Here is a 19,838-nt window from a genome sequence, read left to right on the forward strand (position 1 = left end):
TATTTTCATTAGGGAATAACCATGTCGAGTCAGTTTAACTATTGCCAAAGCGCGCTTAATGTCATTAACACGGAAGCGTCAGCAATTTCTCAATTAAGCCAATATATTGATGCCACGTTTACCGCAACTTGTGAATTATTAATCGAATCTAAAGGCAAGGTCATTGTAACAGGCATGGGTAAATCAGGGCATATCGCCAATAAAATTGCCGCGACATTAGCCAGTACTGGTACCCCTGCGTTCTTTGTGCATCCTGCCGAAGCAAGCCATGGTGATCTTGGCATGATTGAACGTGGTGATGTGGTTATTGCATTATCTAATTCAGGTGAATCAGATGAAATTTTAGCGTTATACCCAGTGCTTAAACGTTTAAGTATTCCCATTATTGCGATGACAGGTAATGCTAATTCAACCATGGCGCGCGAAGCAAAAATTAGTTTATGTATTAAAGTTGATAAAGAAGCTTGCCCGCTGGGATTAGCACCGACATCGAGCACCACAGCAAGCCTGGTGATGGGTGATGCTATTGCGGTAGCCTTACTTGAAGCAAAAGGGTTTACCGCTGATGATTTTGCACTGTCTCATCCCGGCGGTAGCTTAGGCAGAAAATTATTATTACGTATTTCAGACATTATGCATAAAGGTAACGACGTACCAAGCGTACAACAAACCGAGACTATCTCTGACGCGCTATTAGAAGTCTCTCGCAAAGGTCTTGGTATGACGGCTGTTAATGACGGGACTAAGCTGGTTGGTATTTTCACGGATGGTGATTTACGCCGTATCCTTGATGCACGTATAGATATTCATCAAACCCCAATCAGTGAAGTAATGACACAAAGATGTGTTACTATTAATGGACATATCTTGGCTGCAGAAGCCCTTGCCGTCATGGAAAACAAAAAAGTTAACGGCTTAATTGTCGTCAATGAACAACAAGAGCCCGTCGGCGCCTTCAACATGCATGACTTACTACGCGCAGGTGTACTATAAAATGATCAATACATTATACGGTCCAATTCCACAAGACATCTTAACCAAAGCAAAAACATTAAAACTACTCATTTGTGATATAGATGGGGTTTTTTCTGACGGCCGCGTATACATGGGTAACGACGGTGAAGAACTAAAAGCCTTTCACACTCGCGATGGTTTTGGCGTAAAATCACTCCTTAATGCCGATATCGAAGTTGCCGTGATCACTGGCCGTCAATCCACAATTGTTGCTAACCGTATGCAAGGTTTAGGTGTTAAACATATCTATCAAGGCCAAGACAACAAAGTGAACGCATTTAATATGCTGCTTGAAGAACTAAAAATATCGCCAGAGCATGTGGCTTATATTGGTGATGACGTCATTGATTTACCGGTAATGAATCTTTGCGGACTCAGTGTTGCCGTTGCCGATGCCCACCCGCTTGTTAAAAAAAGTGCCGACTTTAGCACCTCGATTCGTGGTGGCTTTGGTGCAGTAAGAGAATTAGCAGATCTAATCCTATTGGCCAAGGGGATCTTAGACCAAGCACAGGGCACCTCTGTATGAGTCGTCAAAACATAGGGATTGTGATTCTCTTTCTTTGTGCACTTGGTATTTGGCGTTTTTTTTCGCCTGATGACGAGTCTACAACGGCACCGTCAACCAAATATCAGCCTGATTTCACTGCTCAAGTTCTACGTAGCGTTGAGTTTAGTATTGAAGGAAAAATTATACGTCGCATTTTTGCAGATAGCATGGAGCATTATGGTGAGTTAGGCATGACAATGTTTACGAACCCCGTTATTATTATTTATGATGAAAATGCGCAAGCGACATGGAAGATCAAAGCGAAAGAAGGTAACTTCAGTAGTGACGATGTAGCAACACTACGAAACGATGTTGTCATCAAAAATATGAAAAAAAATGATTATATTGATGTCATTACTACCAGTTATTTACAATTAGAACTTGCCGAGAATTTGGTGCACAGCGATCAATTAATTACCATTTCAGGGGACTTATTTCATCAAACAGGTGTCGGACTTGAAGGTGATTTAAAGCAAGAATACATGACTATCCTTAAGCAAGTTGAAGCGATTTATACTAATGATGAAAAAATATAAAGTTTTACTATTAACACTATTCATGAGCAATTCAGCCCTCGCATTAGAGTCTGATTTTGAAGAGGATGTTGTCGTTAATGCCAAACGTCAAGAAGTGTTTATTAAAGAGAACCGAGTCATATTTTATGATAGTGTAGTGGTGACTCAAGGGACGATATTAATTCATGCCGATAAACTCACGGTCTTAAGCCCTGGCGGAAAAGGCACGGAAGTCATGATTGCCATAGGGTCGCCAGCCACTTTTTATCAAGAGCTTGATGACGGTAAAAAAATTAATGCCGAATCAAATGAGATCCGCTACGAGCTAGGTAAAAAACGCTTAATTTTGTCAAAAAATGCACGGGTACGCCAAGCTGATAGCGAAGTTAAAAGTGACAAGATTATCTACCAAATTGACAAACAAGAAATGATAGCCGAAAGCGGCAAGCATGAATCCGATCGAGTGATCACTACTTTCACTCCTGAAGACAACAAAACTAATTAGAGTAGATGAATTCATATGGCACGTTTAAAAGTATCACACTTAGCAAAAAGTTATAACAAGCGAAAAGTTGTGTCAGATGTGAGTCTCGAAGTTGAATCAGGCCAAATTGTTGGTTTACTCGGGCCTAATGGCGCAGGTAAAACCACTACATTTTATATGGTAGTTGGCTTGGTTAAGCGAGATCATGGACAAATCTTCATTGATGACCAAGAATTAACGCATGAACCAATGCACATTCGTGCACAACAAGGTATTGGTTACTTACCCCAAGAAGCGTCTATTTTTCGTCGTTTATCTGTAACGAAAAATATCATGGCAATCTTAGAGTTACGAACTGAACTCACGCGTTTCGAACGTGAAGAAAAGTTAGAAGAATTATTAGAAGAGTTTCATATCACCCATATTCGCGATAGTTTAGGAATGAGCTTATCGGGTGGTGAACGCCGCCGTGTTGAGATTGCCCGCGCGCTCGCGGCAGATCCAAAGTTTATTTTATTAGATGAACCTTTTGCTGGCGTTGATCCAATCTCGGTCGGTGATATTAAAAAAATTATTCAACATCTGCGCGATCGTGGTTTAGGGGTATTAATTACCGACCATAACGTACGTGAGACACTCGATGTATGTGAACACTCTTATATTGTGAGCCATGGACATTTGATCGCATCTGGTACTTCTGAAGAGATTTTATCCAACGAAAAAGTAAAAGAAGTATACCTTGGAGATCAATTCCGACTATAGTTTGATATTGATACGTTACCGCATTTAAGGAAGAGAGAGTAGTCGTTAGATGAAGCCATCATTACAACTTCGTATGAGTCAATCTCTGGCAATGACGCCACAGTTACAACAAGCGATTCGATTATTACAATTATCGACCTTGGAGTTACAACTAGAGATTCAAGAAGCATTAGACAGTAATCCGCTACTGGAACAAGAAGACCCCAACACAGCTCAGCCAAATGATGCAGAAAGTAGTGATGAGCATAATCCGGATAATAACGACGCCGTTATCGATGCCAGCCAAATAGAAGTGAGTGATGCGCTCGCCAGTGAAGCGATGCCAGATGAACTGCCTAATGACAGTAATTGGGATGATGTCTACACCCCTCAAATACAGACTCACAGCAGTGCGGGGGGCAGTATTGATGGTTTAGACCAAGTCTATCAAGGTGAGACCAGCGAAGGCTTATACGAGCATCTCATGTGGCAAATGGAATTAACCCCCTTTTCTGACACTGATCATGCTATTGCGGTCGCGATTATTGATGGCATTGATGATCATGGCTACCTTAATCAGACTTGTGAAGATATCCTGTCTAGCGTCAATAGCGGTCACCAAGAACTTAGCGACAGCAGTAGCGAAAATAGCGAAGAACAGGTTGAATTAGACGAAATAGAAGCAGTATTGAAGCGTATTCAACATTTCGATCCCATCGGCGTTGCAGCGCGTTCATTACAAGAATGTTTATTGATCCAACTCCAGCATCTACCTAAAAACACACCTTGGTTAACAGAATGTCAGCAAATAATTCAGTCTCACATGGATTTATTGGGCAATCGCGACTACCGTCAATTAAGCCGTAAGACAAAATTAAAAGAGCCACAACTTAAAGAGATCATGCAATTAATTCAGAGTCTAGAACCCAGGCCTGGCAATGTAATCGATCAGACTGAAGGTCTGTATGTTATTCCCGATGTTTTAGTAAAGAAAAAAAATAATCAGTGGGTAGTCGAGTTAAATCCTGACATTGTGCCAAGATTAAAAGTGAACAATGAATATTCAAACTTGTCGACAGGCAATCGTAATAGCAGCGATGGGCAGTTTATTCGAACGCATGTACAAGAAGCGAAATGGTTTATTAAAAGCTTAGAAAGCCGTAATGAAACCTTACTAAAAGTAACGAAAAGTATTGTTCAACGACAAATTGATTTTTTTGAATATGGCGATGAAGCCATGAAACCTATGGTTTTAAATGATATTGCCGAAGAAGTGGAAATGCACGAGTCAACTATTTCACGGGTAACAACGCAGAAATTTATGCATACACCACGTGGTATTTTTGAACTTAAATTTTTCTTTTCAAGCCATGTAAGTACGGATAATGGCGGAGAATGTTCATCAACCGCTATTCGAGCATTAATAAAAAAATTGGTCGCGGCAGAAAATGCCATTAAACCATTAAGTGACAGCAAGATTGCTGATTTACTTGCTGATCAAGGTATCAAAGTGGCTAGACGTACGATTGCAAAATATCGAGAGGCTCTAAGTATACCACCGTCTAATCAGCGTAAAAGCCTGTTATAGGGCTAATCCAACCTTCATAGGGGAGACATATATGCAAATTAATTTAACCGGTAGACATGTAAACATTACAGACTCACTGAAAGATTACGTTGATAGCAAGTTTTCCAAATTAGAACGGCATTTTGATCATATAAACAATATCCATGTGATTTTAAATGTCGAAAAATTACTCCAAATTGCAGAAGCAAAAATACACTTAAATGGGGGTGAGATCTTTGCCGTGCATGAACATAATGACATGTATGCCGCAATTGATGGTTTACTGGATAAGCTCGATCGCCAAGTGATTAAGCATAAAGAGAAGTTGATTCGTCATTAATTTTAACCTCGCCACAGATAACCTAAAGGAAAACCACCTTTTCCTTTAGGTATTAATGCTTCTGACATAATTAAAACATATCATATCCAAATCAATTGCGGGATAATGAACCCATTATTTTATATCGCTGTGAGTTTTAAATTAGCAACCTAGTGTTAACTCTGGTCACGATATATTTGCTGCGCAGATGTGAGGATAAAAGATGAAATTAATAATAGTCAGCGGCCAGTCAGGATCCGGTAAATCAATTGCATTACGCGTGCTTGAAGATCTAGGCTACTATTGCGTAGATAACCTACCTGTAAAATTACTACCACAACTGCTGCAAACCTTGAATGACCAAACCGAAAAAGTAGCAGTGAGTATTGATGTCCGTAACTTACCAACAGAAAAAAAAGAATTAAACGACATAATTACAGAGTTAAGAGCGAGCACCGACCTGACTAGTTTATTCCTTGATACTAACCAGTCAGTCCTTATCAAACGTTATAGTGAAACCAGACGCCTTCATCCGTTAACAAAAGATGAGCTATCTCTATCTCAAGCGATTGAAATAGAAAAAAAACGATTAAGCCCTTTAGCGTTGCTTGCTGATTTAAAAATCGATACCACTGAACTCAATATTCATGAACTCAGTGAACAGATTAAAGAACGTATTTTAGGAAAGAAAAACAACCAACTTGTCTTAGTATTTCAATCATTTGGTTTTAAACATGGCCTACCTATGGATGCCGATTATGTATTTGATGTCCGTTTTCTACCAAATCCCCATTGGATCCCAGAATTAAAACCTTACACAGGTCTTGATGAACCAGTCATTAAATACCTGAGCCAACAGCCTGATGTCATGAGCTTTTCACAACAAATTGAAAACTTACTCACGACTTGGTTGCCAATGTTAGAAAAGAACAACCGCAGTTATGTCACCGTTGCTATCGGTTGTACAGGCGGCCAACATCGCTCGGTATTCATTGCTGAACAATTAGCAAAGAGCTTTAAACTACAAAATCGTGTGGTACAAACTCGCCATCAAACCTTAGAAAAAAACAAACATAAAAATTAGCTAGATACTCATTTTCAATGGCATTAACGATCTATACAGTTAATTATTATACTTTATTGTTAATGCTGATTATAAATACAGATTAAGCTAGAATTACGCAGCACCAGCGAGCAAGGTTTTGCAGAAGAATAATAAGAATGGGGACGACATATGCCAGAAAAGATGGAGCATGACAGCACACACCTACGTTTAAGCGAAGTGAACGAAGCACTTGATAGTGGTATGTTTATTCACGTTAAACGAATGCTCTACCAAACGCCCCCTTGTGATATTGCATTATTACTGGAATCATCGCCACCAGCAGGTCGTAAAGTACTGTGGCGTTTGACCGACTCTGAAATGCAAGGTGAAATCCTTGACGAACTTAATGAAGATGCCAAAACCAGTATTCTCAAACTGATGGACACGGAATCCCTTGTTGCTGCGACAGAAGGGCTTGATACGGATGATTTAGCCAATATTCTCCGTAGCCTGCCAGACAGTATCTATCAAGAAGTTATCACCCAAATGGATACCCAAGATCGTCAACGTTTAGAAACAGCGATGGCGTATCCAGAAGACACTGCTGGCAGTATAATGGACACAGATACCATTACTTTAAGACCAGATGTGACTGTCGATGTGATCTTACGTTATATCCGTTTACGCGGTGAATTACCCGATGCCACAGATACTTTATACGTGGTTGATAAAGATGATCGCTTAATTGGCGATGTGCCCTTAGCCATGTTATTAACAACAGATCCAAACAGTGTTATTAGCACCATTATGGATCGCGAAGCAGAAACCTTACCAGCCAATATGGATACCTCAGAGGTTGCCAAGCTGTTTGAACGTCATGACTGGATCTCAGCGCCAGTACTTGATGACTCAGGCAAACTACTCGGACGTATTACCATCGATGACGTGGTTGATATTATTCGTGAAAATGCCGAGCATGACATGATGGGTATGGCCGGTATGGATGACGATGAAGATACCTTCGCGCCAGTGATACAAAGTACCAAACGTCGAACACTCTGGCTTGGCGTTAATTTAATTGCCGCACTGACTGCTGCATCCGTCTCCAACATGTTTGAAGCGACCTTAGAACAACTCGCTACACTGGCTATTTTAATGACCATTGTGCCAAGCATGGGCGGTATTGCCGGTAATCAAACCCTCGCACTGGTTATTCGTGGTATGGCGGTTGGTCATATTAATGACGACAATAGCCGTTGGTTAATTGGTAAAGAAGCCATGGTGGGCGCACTGAACGGTGCTATCTGGGCAATATCTATTGCTATTATAGTATCATTATGGAAAGGTGACCCATCTCTGGGTCTGATCATTGGTGGCGCCATGTTTATCAACATGGCGATGGGCGGACTTGCTGGCGTGGTCATTCCACTAGCAATGAGGAAATACAATATCGATCCTGCCTTAGCTGGCGGCATGGCACTCACAACTGTTACCGATGTCGTCGGTCTATTTGCCTTCTTAGGCATGGCAACACTGGTCTACGGTTAACAAGTTTTGCGAAAATAGATAACTCATGAACGTCAAAAGCCTGTGTTTGATGACACAGGCTTTTGATAATATATTCGATACTCAGTAAATCTAATCACTTAACATTCAATGTTAGGAAGTAATTAATTACCTGCGATCTGCATTGACTCTAATAGTGTTGAGCCCATTAGGATACTGCTACGAATATCGATATCGTTACCGACGGCAACGATATTTTTGAACATATCCGTTAAATTACCTGCGATCGTGATCTCATGGACTGGATACTGCAGCTCACCATTTTCAACCCAGAAACCTGACGCGCCACGGCTGTAATCGCCCGTCACAATATTCACACCCTGCCCCATCAGCTCTGTCACCAATAAACCAGTGCCCATTTGACGACACAGTTGATCTAATGTTTCGCCTTTACCTGTGACGTTCCAGTTATGGATACCACCAGCATGACCGGTTGTTTGCATACCCAATTTACGGCCGCTGTAACTTGTTAATAGGTAGCTCTTTAAAATACCTTGCTCTACAACATTTAAATCTTTAGTACGCACACCTTCAGCATCATACATAGATGAGGCTAAACCACCTTTAATATGCGGACGTTCTTGGATGTTTAGCCAGTCAGGGAAAATTTGTTCACCTAGCTTATCTAATAAGAATGATGACTTACGGTATAAGCTACCACCGCTAATACCCATTACCAACTGACCCATTAAACTACTTGCTACATCATGATGGAAAATAACCGGTACATTACAGGTATCGATTTTACGCGCACCTAAACGGTCTACAGTACGATTAACAGCTTCGGTAGCGATCTGTTCAGGGGTCCATAATTTACTTACGTCACGCGCCATTGAGTAACCATAATCACGTTCCATGGCGCCATCTAGTTCTGCAATCAATACCGAGCTCATGCTGTGACGGGTACTTGCATAGCCATTCACAAGACCATGACTGTTACCATAGACTTTAATGCTACTATGACTGGTAAACGAACCTTCACTATTGACGATACGTGAATCTTTCGCTAAAGCTAAACGCTCGGTGAGACAAGCTTGCTCAATCGCATACTCAGGTTCAATTTCAATTGGATGACATAAATCCAAGTCTTCTGGTTCAAACGCCATCAAGTCACGATCAGCAAGACCAGCAAATTCATCTTCTGCAGTATGTAATGCAATATCTAACGCCGCAGCAACGGTACTTTGAATTGCCGCTTCACTTAAATCAGAGGTTGATGCATTACCTTTACGTTGGCCGCGGTATACACAGATACCTAACGCGCCATCATGGTTGAATTCAACATTTTCAACTTCGCCCATGCGTGTACTCACAGACAAACCCGTTTGTCGTGAAATAGCTACTTCAGCATCCGTCGCACCTGCCTTTTTAGCAAAATCGAGTGCTTGAGTAACGGCTAATTCCAATTTATTTTGTTCTAATGTAATTTGCTGTTTTAAGTTCATGGGCTCGTTTCAATAAGTTATACTAGATTAAGCATACCATGTTGCGATAAAAATTCCTGCAGCAACTGCGCAATTAGCAATAAACTGATACAATTAACATATCAATCGTTTTGAAAAAGAATATTATGAGCGTAAAAGAACGAAATATTACCAGTGAAAAGTCTTACCGACGTGCTGAAGACGACGAGTTATATCAAAGTCGTGCAGAAAACAAAATTGAAATTGCCAAGACACTGAAACTCGCTGGCGCGATCTCTTTATTGAGTAAAGCAGAAATTGCCAAGATGGGTTTTTCAGAAGAGATGCTTGCTGCAATCGTCACAGCAAGAAAAATTGCTGTACGTACAGATGCTTACAGCAGACATCTATCGTACATGTGCAAAATCATGCGTAGCAACGGTCTTGAGCCAATCCAAATGGCATACGATAAGATCACCAATAAGTATAACCAAGCAACGATTGAATTAGCGAAACTAGAAATGGTTCGTGATGATTTGATTGCCGGTGGTGATGAAGCGATCACAGCATTATTGGAAACCTATCCAAATGCTGACCGTCAGAAATTACGCCTACTGATCCGCCAAGTAAATAAAGAAATCAAAGCTGAAAAGCCGCTTAAAGCAGCAAAACCAAGCAAAGAAATCTTTAAACACCTACGTGATATTGCGGGTATATAATATTAATTAGCCATTTCGGCAGTATTAATGTTTAACCTGTACAAACAATAAAGCCCTAACAAGTCATTCATACACTTGCTAGGGCTTTATTTTTATCCACTGCACTGCACATTACTACAATACACTACAACACAGTACAAATAGCAAATTAGCTACCAGTACCACCCACCGTCATACTATCTAGTTTCAGTGTAGGCTGACCAACACCTACTGGGATACTCTGACCTTCTTTACCACAAATACCCACACCTTTATCTAATTCTAGGTCGTTACCAACCATTGAAATGTGCTGCATTGCTTCATGACCATTACCGATCAAGGTTGCCCCTTTAATTGGCGTGGTGATTTTACCGTTCTCAATTAAATACGCTTCAGATGCAGAGAATACAAATTTACCCGAAGTAATATCAACTTGACCACCACCGAAATTAGGGGCATAAATGCCCTTCTCAACCGTGCTAATGATCTCTTCTGGTGTATGCTCACCAGGTAGCATGTACGTATTAGTCATGCGCGGCATCGGTAAATGTGCGAATGATTCACGACGACCGTTACCCGTAGACTCCACACCCATCAAGCGTGCGTTAAGTTTGTCTTGCATGTAACCTTTCAAAATACCCTTTTCAATCAACATGGTATTTTGTGTTACCGTGCCTTCGTCATCAATATTCAATGAACCACGACGATTAGCTAGCGTGCCATTATCAACAATTGTGCACAGTGAAGATGCAACTTTTTCGCCAATTTTACCCGCATAAGCAGACGTGCCTTTGCGGTTAAAATCACCTTCGAGACCATGACCTACCGCTTCGTGTAGTAATACACCCGGCCAACCCGGACCAAGCACCACAGGCATAGGGCCAGCAGGTGCATCGATCGCATCAATATTAACTAATGCTTGGCGCACTGCATCTTTGGCATAGCTAAATGCACGTTGCATACCATCTACATCATCTAAGAAGTAATCAAAACCATAACGGCCACCGCCACCAGCCCCGCCCCGTTCACGCTTGCCATTTTTCTCAATCAACACCGAACAGTTCATGCGTACTAATGGACGAATATCAGCCGCGAGTGTGCCATCTGTTGCGGCTACCAAGATCTCTTCATATACAGCCGACAAGCTCACACTTACTTGTGTAACATGTGAATCTAATGAGCGGGCGTACACATCTACTTCATGTAACAAGGCAATTTTACGTTGCTTATCCATACTCGCTAATGGATCTAACGGCTGATATATTTCACTGCCTTGGGGTTTACTCCACGCTTTAACTTTACCTTCACCACCGCTAGCTGCAATACCTCGTGCCGCTTTCGCTGACTGGATTAATGCTTGTAGATTAATGTCATCAGAATAAGCAAAACCAGTTTTTTCACCGGATACTGCACGTACACCAACACCCCTCTCGATATTAAACGAACCTTCTTTGACGATGCCGTCTTCTAAACCCCAAGATTCATGTTTGCAAGCTTGGAAATAAAGATCACCATAATCAAGCTGATTGCCCATCAATAATGACAGTGTACTCTGCAGCTTATCGATATTTAAATCGGCTGGCAGTAAAATTGAATTTTCGACTTGTTCAAATATCATCTGAGTTGTTACTCTTTATTTTTCAAGCTCGCCGTAAAGCGCGCGTGTTGTAAAATAGGTATATCAGTACGTACTTGTACTAACTTTTTTTTGTCTAAAACTGCACAGCTTATGCCACACGCAAAGGTTTGTTGCGCCAGTATTTCACCCCAAGGGTCTAAAATAACAGAATGCCCCCAAGTATGGCGATTTTGGCCATGGTCACCCACCTGATTCGCCGCCAACACATAACATTGATTTTCTATCGCTCGGGCTTGTAGCAGGGGTAACCAGTGCGCTTTACCTGTCGCATAAGTGAATGCGGCGGGTAATAATAACACATCAACCTTGGCGACACTGAGTACCCTAAATAGCTCAGGGAAGCGTAAGTCATAACAGATAGCCATGCCAAACTTAATATCACCAGCGATAAAGGTGGCAACACTGTCGCCAGGTATGAAACTATCCGACTCTTTATACGCTTGAACGTTTATGACGGTCTTCTCTTGATTATCACTCGTGGCGGTTAATACTGTAGGTACATGGGCATCAAACAAGTGGATCTTGTTATAATGTTGCACCAATTCCCCATTCGGGTCAAATACTAAACTGGTGGTATAAATACGCTCGTTACTGTGACTAAGAATAGGGAAAGAACCCGCCACCAGCCAACATTGATATTGCTTAGCCCAGTCTGCAAGCTGCTGTTGTACAGGCCCTTGGCCTAAGAGCTCTGCATGAGCGAAATAATCGTCTCGATTAGAAAATAATGCAAAATTTTCCGGCAATAATATTAAGGTCGGTTCAACGCCAGTATTAATCAGCCTAAGTTGCGAGGCTACATACGCTAAGTTTGCTGCAATATCAGCACCAGAGGTCATTTGAATTGCCACTAATTGCATCACTTATTCCTTGTGGTTTCTGACTCTGCAGCGTTGATTAATTTATCGGGTACTGCAATCTGTTTTTTATTCCGTTTTACTTCCGAAAATACCGGATTGTCAAAATCGCCGCTGAGATTAAATTTAAGCTCAGTGATCACTTCGAGCACTGGCTCGAAAATCTTCGATAAGGCAAATACAGCCAATCCCGTTGTTGGCGTTACCGCAAACGCAGTCAATAGCGGTAAACTCGACGTCACATCTGGAAAGAAGCTTAAATTATAATTAATGGTGCGAGTTACTAAATCAAGGTAGCCGCTGCCGGTAATCTTACCGCTGCTTGAATTCAGCAAAAAATCGCGATTATTAATCGCGCCATCAGCAATCTGTAGTGAAGCTTCCATAGATGAATACGGAAAGCCATCATTATACACGTCACTAAAATCTAAACTGAGTCGTTTCACTAATGACTGCAAACTTAATACACTTAAAAAACGAGTACCTCTATCACTGACATTAGAGATCCGCCCTGCTTTCGTTTTTATCGTCGCGTTACCACTTAACGAGTCGCCATCAATATTAAAAGGGTGATCTTGCCAAGCAAGACGAAAATCCACATCGGCAGGCGTTTCCGCTAACGGGCTAATTAATCCTAAGCCCGTCATGAATTCTTCAACACTCTTTGTTTTTAACTCACCCTGTAATTGGGTCGACTGGTTACCTTGTTTATCAGTGAACCAACGGCCAGTCATGGCGACCGTTGAATGTTCCATATCAATATCGAGTGCTTTAAGTGTTAAGCCAGACGTGCTTTTTATCACTTCTGCAGACGTACTCCCTAAATTAATTTTGCCCAGAATACAGGCTCCACAATTGAAGTTGAAACCTGGGACATCTTGCCAGACGAGTGTTGTTGATTTGGCTTCTTGTGCTACATCTGACGGCAATACCAGATCAGGAAAATAAAGATAATCAAAGTCGATATTTATATTGCCGATATCCGGAATAACAACCGAACCATTAAACTCACTCGCTTTAAGCTCAATACCCCAGTTACGATAACCTTTTGTCGCCGTTATAGTTAAATCGTTCAAGGGTTGTTGATAGTAAGTCGTATTTGCTACCGCTACCTTAATTGAGGATAAGGGCTCTACCGCACTACTCACATCAAATTCACTGTCAGGTAAACCGCCATACCATAATAGCCACTCGGCGATATCAAGCTCATCAACATTAACAACGATAGCATTGGCCGAATCACTTATCAGCAGTGCATCAACATTTCCAATTTGCACTAATGATTGAATGAGCTCTAGCTGTTCCTTAGCGTAATTAACCTGCCCAGAAAAATACATCACATCACTGGCGGTTAATTGAATATTCGCTTGCTTATCATTACCAACCACAGAAATATCAGTTGGCCAATCCTGAGTTGCTCTTTTTGCTAATGGCATAGGTAAATCGAGCGTTAGGTTTTGTAAGTCACTCTGCACATCAAATTCATAGTTAAATCCTTGTTCAGGAAACACCATGTTTAATGAGCCTTTCCAGTCAATACCACCAGAGACATATTGCTGATACTGTGGCATTAACTGAGCCACAATATTGTTACTTTCCCACTGACCAGCAAGTTCAACATTTACCTGATAATGCGCATTGTCTTGCGCACTACGAAAACGAATATCAAGTGGTTCGCCGAGCAATTTTGCCGTTAACGGCGTCGATAACAAACCATCATCGTCAAATGTGAAACTGCCGTTAACATCAGTCAAGGTCAAATCAAGCGCAGGTAAATACATACGGTCATTAACTAAGTCTATGTCCCCTTTTAGCACCACTGGATCATCTTCGGTAAATGGAATAACAATATCTATTTTCCCATTAATATCACCAGAAACTTGGAGGCTGTTTAACGCATTCGTCACTTCCGGTAACGGACTAGAATCAATAAGGGATTTGGCTTGTGCGCCCGTTGTCTTAAATTGCGCTTGAATACCAAGTGCTTTCACATCGCCTAAACGAGGCAGTTGCACGTCCACACGAGAGATCGCAACTTGATCCAAGTTACCTTTTCGAGATGACATAAATAAATCATCGTTTTGAAATAATAACTCAAGCTGTAATTCAGTTAAACTTGGCCATTGCGGATCAAATGCAAACACGGCATCGACGACATTCAGCTTAGTTTGGAATACGCCGTCATTTTTAGCATAAGGATAATTAGCAAACTCACCAAACCACAATAACTGACCATTATCGGCATAGCCTTGCTTTAACGCGCCCCGCAAATAATCAATTAAGGCTTCACCCATATATTCGCTTGGGTAATAATAGAAGACTTTACTGGCATCACGTAATTTGAGATCACCCGCAAGGCTTAAGAAAACATTGGCATCCGTGGGGATATCTAATAAGAATTGACTATCGAGGACAAGCTCAGGGGTATCAAGAATAATTTTATCGGCAATGATCTCAATACCACTGCTATTCTTGTTATCAACGGCATCAGTATTGCTGTAACGACGCCAAGTAAAGTCTGTCGAAAATTGATTAACCCGAATAGGATGCTCTAGGTACTGGTTAAGATCTAATACCGCATCATTCATGTCAATGCTGACCTTGCCAGCCTCTAAATTACCCGTTAGTGCAATATCGACATTCTCAATACTAGGAAAATCCTGCCAGCTTTGTAACTGTAGACCATCAACCTTCAATTGATAACTTAATTGAGTCCAATCTAGCAGGGGTACTTTAACCTTGATGTCATGCACTAAACCATGTGGATATAGGGTTTTAAGGTCTTTGAACAAGGCTTCATCAACATGACGAGACAATGCCACAATCGGGGCTAACTTAGACAGTTCCAGTTGATTTACAGCGGCTAATATCTCATCTTGTTGCAACCTCACTTGTATATCAAGTTGCGGCCACACAATACCATTGGTAACTAACGCCAGATCATGACTATCTAATTGCCAGCCTGAATCAGTTAATTGCCATTGTAAATAGCCGCCCCAGATATTCAAACTTTGTTGTCGCGTTCCATTTTGCCAAGTAAAGGTTGACGGTTGTAATTGTAATAACGCCGATGTCGGTTTGTTATTAACAATATCAATCCAGCTTTCAAAACTTAATGCGCCTTGCTTTAAGCCTTCGCGTTTAAATAATACCTTTTCAAACCAATGCGACAAACTCATGTTCTCAGCCTGAACATACACTTGACCACTGACATTGGTTAAATCATTTTTGGCACTCGTCACATCGACCATAATGCGTAAATTATTATCGGCAACATCATCATTAATGTATGCCCAACCTTCACCACGGTGACGACGACCTTGGTTTAACCAAGCAAATTCACGGATATGAATGACTTTTTCTTCGCCGGCAGGCGTTAATACCCGTAAATTACTGTTGGTTAATTCGAAATTTTTGAGCTGACGGAAAAAAACATCCAGTAAACGGGTTAATTCAGGGGTAGCAAGCTTAGTGTCTTGTTCGGCGGAGCGTTCGAAAGGAGAGATCGGAAGTTTGATCTGGACACCATCTAAAATTAGATTATTGAGTAGTAATTTCCGCTCTAATAAGCTGTTCCAAAAATCAATGCTGATCTTGATACGCTCAACGTCAAAGCCAAAGTCATACGGCAATGACTCATCAAACTTGACGTCTAAGGTATTAATAATTAATACCGGGCCGAATTTATACCAGCCCGCATCAATACTTTCTACTTCAATACTTACCGATTGATCCGCCAGCAACCAATCAATCACCTGATCATGATATTGATTCAGGTAGGGTAAACTCGCCCGCAATAGGCTAATTGAGACAGCAGAAAAAACAGCTAAGCAGGCGAAAGTATAGAGGCATGCTTTACCACACCTTCTTAGCCAATTGCGTTTCGCTGTCACGCTACATCATTACCACATCAAATTGCTCTTGCAAATATAGCGGTTCAGGTTTGATCTTGACCTGTTTACCCATAAACAATTCCAATTCAGCAATACTGTGTGACTCTTCTTTTTCAATGTACTCAGCAACAGTGACAGAGGCATAAACGTTAAACTGATCCGCATCATAAGCACGATTAACACGGGTTACTTCACGGAAGATCTCATAACATACCGTTTCAACTGTTTTCACCGAACCACGGCCATCACACGTTGGACAATCCGAACATAACACGTGTTCTAATGATTCGCGGGTACGTTTACGGGTCATTTCGACTAACCCTAACGCCGAGAAATCATGAGTATTAGTTTTAGCGCGATCATGACTTAATGCGGCCTCTAAACATTCCATCACCCGTCGGCGATGCTCAGAACTTTGCATATCAATAAAATCGATAATGATAATGCCACCCAGATTACGTAATCTCAGTTGTCGTGCAATCGCTTGGGTTGATTCCACATTGGTATTAAAAATAGTATCTTCAAGATTACGATGTCCGACAAAAGCACCGGTATTAATATCAATCGTCGTCATCGCTTCTGTTTGATCAATAATTAAATAACCACCTGACTTTAAAGTTACTTTTCGCTCTAAAGCACGCTGCGATTCATTTTCAACATCGTACATTTCAAAGATAGGACGCTCACCCGTATAGAGTTCTAACGCGCTGACTAATTCAGGCACATAGGATTCCGTGAATTCACATAACTCAGTATAAGCAAGACGAGAATCGACACGAATCTTATCCAATGGCGAACCAACAAAATCACGAATAATACGGAATGCTAATGACGGATCTTGATACAACATACTCGCACTTGGATTACTTCTCTGACGCTGTAGCACTTTGCTCCATAAACGTTTTAAGTAAGCAATGTCTTGTTCTATTTCTTTATCACGGACGCCATCTGCTGCCGTACGAATGATATAACCACCCAATTCATCAATCTGGGCTTCGGTAACACGTTTTAAGCGACTACGCTCTTCTTCACAATCAATACGTTGTGAGACACCCACATGAGAACTGCCCGGCATAAAGACTAAATAGCGAGAGGGTAACGTAATATCGGTGGTGAGACGTGCACCTTTAGTTCCCATCGGATCTTTCACCACTTGTACAGTGATATCCTGGCCTTGACGCACTAACTGAGAAATATCTGCGACTTTAAAATGCTTTTTTTCACCCGCGGCAACACACTCGGTATGCGGGACAATATCCGATGCATGTAAGAATGCCGCTTTATCAAGACCAATATCAATAAATGCTGCTTGCATGCCCGGTAATACCCGACTTACTTTACCTTTATAAATATTACCCACGATGCCACGTTTCGCTTCACGTTCTACATGTATTTCTTGTAATATGCCATTTTCAATCAAGGCAACACGAGTTTCGCTCGGGGTAACATTTACTAATAACTCTGTCGTTATACCCATATTATTTAGCCCTTCATTACTTATTCTGTTCTGCCTTAAAGGCTTGAATTAACTGCTCTGTTTGCATTAATGGTAAGCCGACAACAGCGCTATAGCTGCCGCTCATATGGCTAACAAATTTACCTGCAATACCTTGGATCGCATAACTACCCGCTTTATCGGTGGGTTCACCGGTGCACCAGTAATCATGCATTTCAGTGGCTGATATTTCTCTAAACTGTACCAGAGTAGTCACAACTTCAACCCAGCAACGGCTGGTATCGGCAAGTGCAATGGCGGTCATCACTTCATGTTCATGACCTGATAATAAACTCAACATACGTTTCGAATCTGCTTCATCAACCGGTTTTTCTAACACTTGTCCTGCATATACCACGATGGTATCGGCACCTAACACTACATATTCAGCAGCTGCGTTAGTGTTTGCCTGCACGGCGTTAGCATTTTCGAGAACCACAGTACCAGCTTGGGCTTTATCGCGTGCTAATCGAGCAACATAATCAGCAGCAAGTTCGCCCGATTGTTGCTGCTCTTCGACCTCAACGGCTAACACCGAAAATTCGACACCAATTTGCGTCAGTAATTCACGGCGACGCGGCGACTGTGATGCTAAGTACATGTTTATCTGTTTCATCTTATTATCTTCTGCACGATTAAGCTATCTTATGCCCACTAACTAATAGCAAACTGACGGCGAATTTTACGTAAAATCAAGAATATCCATGGCCATATTAACATTGTGGTTAGGATTGACCATAAGTACATCGGTGTTATTGTTATATCAAAAAGTAATTTTTCAGCCCAAAATACCACCAGCTTGTTTAAGCCTGCTAAAAAGCCGACAACTAATGCTTGTTGCCATAATGATAGATTACGGATCAAACGATGATTCATGGCAATAATATAGATGACAATCGACAGTGCTAAAGAATGAATGCCGAGCGGCGCACCTAATAACAGATCGAGCACTAATCCCGTGATCCAGGCATAACCAATATTGACGCGATACGGCAGTGCCATACACCAATAACCCAATACCAAAAACAGCCAATCAGGACGGAAGTTATTTAAAGGCTCTGGTACAGGTAATACCGTGAGTAATAACGCGATGATTAAGGTCAAAATTATTTTAAAACGACCGTTAGCATATGTCATAATGTCCCTTCCTTGTCAGCGTTTGTCGTCGATTCAACATTATTATTTTCAGTGCTATTGTCAGCCGTATTTTCTTTATCGTCCCAAATAAGTAATACATAGCGGATCCGCTCTAATGCCACAATCGGTTTTGCTTCTACTTGCGCATAAGGTTGGCCCATTTGATAAGTGAAATCAGTGATTGTAGCGACAGGATAACCTTCAGGGAATACGCCACCAAGGCCAGAGGTGACTAACACATCACCAACTTGAATATCGGTACTGTGCGGAACATAAGGTAGTGTAAGACTGTTTAATTCACCGCTGCCATTGGCAATCGCACGAATGTCATTACGCTGTACTCGAACCGGAATGCCATGAGTAATATCAGCAATCAGTAATACACGGCTGTATGTCGCAGACACATCGACAATTTGGCCAACAACACCTTGTTCGTTTAATATCGGTTGACCAATATAAATACCGTCTATCGCGCCCTTGTTAATCACCACTTGCAAGGAAAAAGGATCTGAATTAACGGTGATAATTTCAGCCACTAATTTACGCTGATCGGCATGAACGGGTGAGTTAAGTAAAGCACGTAGGCGTTTATTTTCTTCTTTCAAGTGTTTAAATTCAAGCAGCTGAACTTGTTGAATAAATAGTTTTTTTCGCTGTTCTTGAACTTGTTTCTTTAAATCTCGGCGAGTAACAACAGTATTGGATACACCTTTCAGCATTTCACTGGGTATATCGGCCGCATAGATGAGTGGTGATACCGCGGTATTTAAATAGACACGTACATTTGAAAATGAATCAAATTTAGAATCAAAAATAATTAATGAGAAAGAAGCGATAACTGCAAAGAATAAGCGCAGTTGTAACGATGTAGAGGTAGCAAAAATAGGTTTCATTAAGTGAAGTTCTCAAAGGATG

18 protein-coding genes are annotated in these 19,838 nt (G+C 41.3%); 10 read left to right on the forward strand and 8 right to left on the reverse strand.

All coding sequences use genetic code 11. The annotated features are described in order from the left end of the window. Positions 1-21: 21 nt before the first annotated feature. From AKG98_RS11670 to mgtE, 9 genes are all read left to right on the forward strand, one after another. Positions 22-993 carry a KpsF/GutQ family sugar-phosphate isomerase gene (locus tag AKG98_RS11670; RefSeq protein WP_067045889.1) on the forward strand — a complete coding sequence of 324 codons (972 nt, stop codon included), beginning with the start codon at positions 22-24 and terminating at the stop codon, positions 991-993. Between the two features lies 1 nt (position 994). Beyond that, positions 995-1,543, forward strand: coding sequence for a 3-deoxy-manno-octulosonate-8-phosphatase KdsC (kdsC, locus tag AKG98_RS11675; protein WP_067045891.1), 549 nt, complete (start codon positions 995-997; stop codon positions 1,541-1,543). Continuing rightward, the gene (gene lptC, locus AKG98_RS11680) at positions 1,540-2,100 is read left to right on the forward strand and encodes an LPS export ABC transporter periplasmic protein LptC (RefSeq protein ID WP_067045893.1); all 561 of its coding nucleotides are present in this window, start codon (positions 1,540-1,542) and stop codon (positions 2,098-2,100) included. The genes kdsC and lptC overlap by 4 nt, the downstream gene beginning before the upstream one ends. Before the next feature lie 22 nt (positions 2,101-2,122). Then, positions 2,123-2,584: a lipopolysaccharide transport periplasmic protein LptA gene (gene lptA / locus AKG98_RS11685; RefSeq protein WP_228140282.1), complete on the forward strand. Its 462-nt coding sequence runs from the start codon at positions 2,123-2,125 to the stop codon at positions 2,582-2,584. Positions 2,585-2,599: 15 nt separating this feature from the next. After that, positions 2,600-3,325, forward strand: coding sequence for an LPS export ABC transporter ATP-binding protein (lptB, locus tag AKG98_RS11690; RefSeq protein WP_045112149.1), 726 nt, complete (start codon positions 2,600-2,602; stop codon positions 3,323-3,325). A 49-nt stretch (positions 3,326-3,374) separates the two neighbouring features. Next, complete coding sequence (locus tag AKG98_RS11695; RefSeq protein ID WP_067045897.1) at positions 3,375-4,892, forward strand: RNA polymerase factor sigma-54; 1,518 nt, start codon at positions 3,375-3,377, stop codon at positions 4,890-4,892. 31 nt (positions 4,893-4,923) lie between these two features. Further along, positions 4,924-5,211, forward strand: a complete 288-nt coding sequence (gene hpf, locus AKG98_RS11700; protein ID WP_067045899.1) for a ribosome hibernation promoting factor — start codon at positions 4,924-4,926, stop codon at positions 5,209-5,211. A gap of 202 nt (positions 5,212-5,413) precedes the next feature. Further along, the gene (gene rapZ / locus AKG98_RS11705; protein ID WP_067045901.1) at positions 5,414-6,274 is read left to right on the forward strand and encodes an RNase adapter RapZ; all 861 of its coding nucleotides are present in this window, start codon (positions 5,414-5,416) and stop codon (positions 6,272-6,274) included. 150 nt (positions 6,275-6,424) lie between these two features. Next, positions 6,425-7,783, forward strand: coding sequence for a magnesium transporter (gene mgtE / locus AKG98_RS11710; protein ID WP_067045903.1), 1,359 nt, complete (start codon positions 6,425-6,427; stop codon positions 7,781-7,783). Positions 7,784-7,905: 122 nt separating this feature from the next. Here the strand turns inward: mgtE and pmbA are convergent, their stop codons facing one another. Further along, positions 7,906-9,246, reverse strand: a complete 1,341-nt coding sequence (gene pmbA, locus AKG98_RS11715) for a metalloprotease PmbA (protein ID WP_067045905.1) — start codon at positions 9,244-9,246, stop codon at positions 7,906-7,908. Positions 9,247-9,371: 125 nt separating this feature from the next. On the opposite strand from pmbA, the gene yjgA reads away from it, so the two are divergent. After that, positions 9,372-9,923, forward strand: a complete 552-nt coding sequence (yjgA, locus tag AKG98_RS11720; protein ID WP_067045906.1) for a ribosome biogenesis factor YjgA — start codon at positions 9,372-9,374, stop codon at positions 9,921-9,923. Between the two features lie 148 nt (positions 9,924-10,071). Here the strand turns inward: yjgA and tldD are convergent, their stop codons facing one another. The 7 genes from tldD to mreC are packed head-to-tail and all read right to left on the reverse strand — an operon-like array spanning position 10,072 to position 19,816. Beyond that, a complete protein-coding gene (gene tldD / locus AKG98_RS11725; RefSeq protein WP_067045908.1) occupies positions 10,072-11,520 on the reverse strand; it encodes a metalloprotease TldD in 1,449 nt (482 codons plus the stop codon). Positions 11,521-11,528: 8 nt separating this feature from the next. After that, complete coding sequence (locus AKG98_RS11730) at positions 11,529-12,401, reverse strand: carbon-nitrogen hydrolase family protein (RefSeq protein ID WP_067045910.1); 873 nt, start codon at positions 12,399-12,401, stop codon at positions 11,529-11,531. Next, entirely contained in the window at positions 12,401-16,291 is a 3,891-nt protein-coding gene (locus tag AKG98_RS11735; protein ID WP_083543948.1) for a YhdP family protein, read from the reverse strand. The genes AKG98_RS11730 and AKG98_RS11735 overlap by 1 nt, the downstream gene beginning before the upstream one ends. 1 nt (position 16,292) lies before the next feature. Beyond that, the gene (rng, locus tag AKG98_RS11740; protein WP_198155505.1) at positions 16,293-17,768 is read right to left on the reverse strand and encodes a ribonuclease G; all 1,476 of its coding nucleotides are present in this window, start codon (positions 17,766-17,768) and stop codon (positions 16,293-16,295) included. A gap of 16 nt (positions 17,769-17,784) precedes the next feature. Then, positions 17,785-18,402, reverse strand: coding sequence for a nucleoside triphosphate pyrophosphatase (locus AKG98_RS11745; protein WP_067045912.1), 618 nt, complete (start codon positions 18,400-18,402; stop codon positions 17,785-17,787). A 38-nt stretch (positions 18,403-18,440) separates the two neighbouring features. Continuing rightward, positions 18,441-18,923, reverse strand: coding sequence for a rod shape-determining protein MreD (gene mreD / locus AKG98_RS11750; protein ID WP_067045914.1), 483 nt, complete (start codon positions 18,921-18,923; stop codon positions 18,441-18,443). Continuing rightward, positions 18,920-19,816 (reverse strand): rod shape-determining protein MreC, encoded by an 897-nt coding sequence (mreC, locus tag AKG98_RS11755; protein ID WP_067045916.1) that lies wholly within the window; start codon positions 19,814-19,816, stop codon positions 18,920-18,922. The genes mreD and mreC overlap by 4 nt, the downstream gene beginning before the upstream one ends. Between the last annotated feature and the right edge of the window lie 22 nt (positions 19,817-19,838).

This window comes from Moritella sp. JT01 (genome assembly GCF_001574435.1).
Lineage (GTDB): Bacteria > Pseudomonadota > Gammaproteobacteria > Enterobacterales > Moritellaceae > Moritella.